This is a genomic window from Streptomyces lushanensis (assembly GCF_001700515.1).
In the GTDB taxonomy this organism is placed as follows: domain Bacteria; phylum Actinomycetota; class Actinomycetes; order Streptomycetales; family Streptomycetaceae; genus Streptomyces; species Streptomyces lushanensis.
This window is the reverse complement of the sequence record NZ_MAUD01000139.1, coordinates 1-3039: the sequence shown is the minus strand read 5'-3', so window position 1 is coordinate 3039 and position 3039 is coordinate 1. Positions and strand designations below refer to the sequence as shown.

Sequence of the window (3039 nt, the reverse complement as noted above, 5' to 3'; positions counted from 1 at the left end):
CGGCGGCCGTGCGGCAGGCGTCCGTACTGGTCTCGAATCCCCGGACCAGGCCGCCGGAGACCCCCGAGGCGTCCTCGCGCCGCGGGCTGCGCGCGGTGAACAGGTCCACCCGCGCTCCCCCCGGCGCGCGGGCGGTCCGCAGGGCGAGCAGGGCGCCCGCGACTCCGCCGCCGACGATCGCCACGCGCATCGCGTACTCCCGGGCCGGCGCCACTACTCCTCCGTCCGCCCGGCCCGGACCGCGACCACCCGGCGGAGGTCGTCGGTGTAGTCGGCCGCCCGGCGGCGCAGTGTCACCGGAAGGCCGTCGAGCGCGAGCATCCGCTCGGCCGACCGCAGTGTCCCGGGCGTGGCCGCGTAGCGCGGGTAGAGGAACCGGAGCAGCAGATCCAGGACCAGGTCGCCGCGGAGCCGGGCCGCGCCGGGCATGTCCGTGAAGAACCGGTCGACGTAGGGCGCCGTCAGCTCCGTCTGCTCGGGCTGCCAGAACCCCTCGGCCAGCGACCACAGTTCGTAGTTGGACAGGTCCGTGCCGGACGTCATCGCCGTCCACGCCGACTCCTTGGCGGCCGGGTCGGGCAGGGCCGCGCGGCACTTCGCCGCGAACTGTTCGGCGGCGGCGCCCGGTGCGGCCTCCAGGGCCGCGGCGATGCCGGCCGCGTCCAGTTCGCCCAGGGCGGCGAGCCGGTAGCGCACGCGCCAGCCCAGGTCGGTGTCGAGGGTCAGCCCCTCGGGCAGCCCGTCCCCGGTGAGCCAGCCGCGCAGTTCCCCGGCGTCCGCGGTGAAGTCGGTCAGGGCCCGGAAGAGGGTGATCAGGCGCTCGTCGTCCGCCGCGGTGCGCGCGAGCCTGTCCCGCAGGGCGTCGGCGACCCGCGCCATCGCCGCGGGCCGCTCCCGGGGCGTCAGGAACCGGTCGGCGACATCGTGGCGGGCCTGTTCGAGGACCTCGGCCAGGATCGACAGCTCGGTCTCCTCCCGGACCATCCTCGTCACCAGCGCGAGATGGCCGGAGGCGGGATACGTCCCGTCCTGGACGCCGAGCAGCAGCGCGCACCACACCATCGCGCGGTTGAGCGGGGACAGCCCGGGAAGCGTGTCCGGCAGCGCCGCCAGCGAGGCGGGGTCGAAGCGGATCTTGGCGTAGGTCAGATCGCCGTCGTTGAGGAGCAGCAGCGCGGGCGCCGGGCGGCCGACGAGTTCCGGCAGTTCGGTGCGCGCGCCGTCGACGTGGACCCGCACGGTCGCGCTGTCGTTCCCGTAGTGGAGGCCCACGTCCATGGTGTGCGGACGCAGCACCGGATGGCTGTCCGGGGCGCTCTGGAGCACCGCCGCCGCGGTGATGCGCCCGTCGGCGACGGAGACTTCGGGGGTGAGGGTGTTGACGTTGGCCGACCGCAGCCACTTCTGGGCCCATTCGGTCAGGTCGGTGCCGGCCGCTTCGCTGAGCGCGGCGAGGAAGTCCGTGAAGGTGGCGGTCGAGTAGGCGTGCCGGCCGAAGTAGGTCCGCAGTCCGGCGCGCAGCGCGTCGTCGCCCACATGGGCGGCCAGCTGCCGCAGCGCCGAGTGTCCCTTGAAGTAGGAGATGCGGTCCAGTTCCAGCAGCACCGTACGGACGTCGGGGCCTTCGAGGCTCACCGGGTGTGTGGAGGGCCGCTGGTCGGGAACGTACGCCTGGCCCTTGCGGCGGGCGGCGAAGGTCGTGGGCGGCCCGGCGAACCGGGTGGCCTCGCTCGTGATCCGGTGCGCCATGTAGTCGGCGAGCGACTGGCCCAGCCAGAGGTCGTCCCACCAGGTGTGGGTCACCAGACCGGCGAGCCACATCAGCGAGATGCCGTGCGCGAGGACGACGGCCCTGGTCTCCCGCTCGCTGTCCGTGGCGGCCGAGCTGAAGAGGTACTGCTCGCGGAGCAGCACACAGCCGGGGTGGTCGAGCGAGAGAACGCTGAACTCCGGGACGAAGACCTGGTCGAGCTTTCCGAACGGATGGCGGACCCCGAAGAGTTCGGTGTACGCGTCCAGGCACTGGGCGGTGATCTCGAAGACCTCGTCGACGTCGGCCTTCAGGGAGTCCGCCAGCGAGGCCCGGCAGTGCAGCCCGAGGGGTATGCCGTCGTGCTCGGTGCGGAAGGAGGCGTACGGCCCGGCGACGACGGCGGTGAGATAGCTGGCCAGCGCCGGCGACTCGGTCAGCCTCCAGCGGCCGGGACCGGTCCTGACGGCCTCGCTGTTGCCGAGCACCTGCCAGGTCTCGGGAACCAGGAGCGCGAACTCGTAGGGGGCCTTCAGGTCCGGCTGGTCGAAGCAGGCGAAGACACGCGGCGCGTTGTCCACGTACACGAAGGAATACACATAGGTCTCGCCGTCGGCGGGATCGACATAACGGTGCAGCCCCTCGCACTCGTGCGAGTAACTCATGTCGGCGACCACGACGACTTCATTTTCCAAGGCGAGTCCGGTGAGCGGGAACCTTCCGTCCACCAGTGCTCCGGTGTCCAGTTCACGGCCATTCAGGGTGACCGAGTGAAGTTCTTTCGGAGCGATGTCCAGGAATGTTTCCCCGCCGACCGTGAATGCGTCGAAGGTGATCTTCGTCGTCGAGCGGAAAACTGTCGGGCCGGTCGTCAGGTCGAGCTCGACGTGATAGGAGCCGACTTTGAGCAGAGAACCGCGCTCACTGGCTTCCTCATGGGACAGGCTTGGCATCCGTGAGTCCTTTCGCGATGGGCCGGGAAATCGGGGCGTACGGATCGTTCTCCGCGTCAAGAAGAGCACAGGAATGCCATACGGCGGGGCGGCGGACCGGGACGCCGCCGGTCAATGCGGGACCTTTCGTCCCGTCCGTCGCCATGTCGTCGCCGGGGCGGAACAAGGCGGAACAAGGCGAAGTGGCGGGTGCGGGCGCGGCCTTACGGGGATTCGCCGGGACGGGCCCCGGCGCGGGCGGGAGCGGTCGCGGCGGCCCGCACCACCGGTACCACCGGCATCACCGGCACCGTCCCCGACGGCACCTCTCCCGGCTCCGCCGGCCGCGTCGGCACC

2 protein-coding genes are annotated in these 3039 nt (G+C 71.5%); both read right to left on the bottom strand.

What is annotated here, in order from left to right; genetic code table 11:
• On the bottom strand, positions 1-214 hold a 214-nt coding region (locus BFF77_RS13050), incomplete at its 3' end, for an FAD-dependent oxidoreductase (protein WP_141698428.1).
• On the bottom strand, positions 214-2703 hold the full coding sequence (pepN, locus tag BFF77_RS13045) for an aminopeptidase N (protein ID WP_066948129.1): 2490 nt from the start codon (positions 2701-2703) through the stop codon (positions 214-216). The genes BFF77_RS13050 and pepN, both read right to left, overlap by 1 nt.
• Positions 2704-3039: the final 336 nt, after the last annotated feature.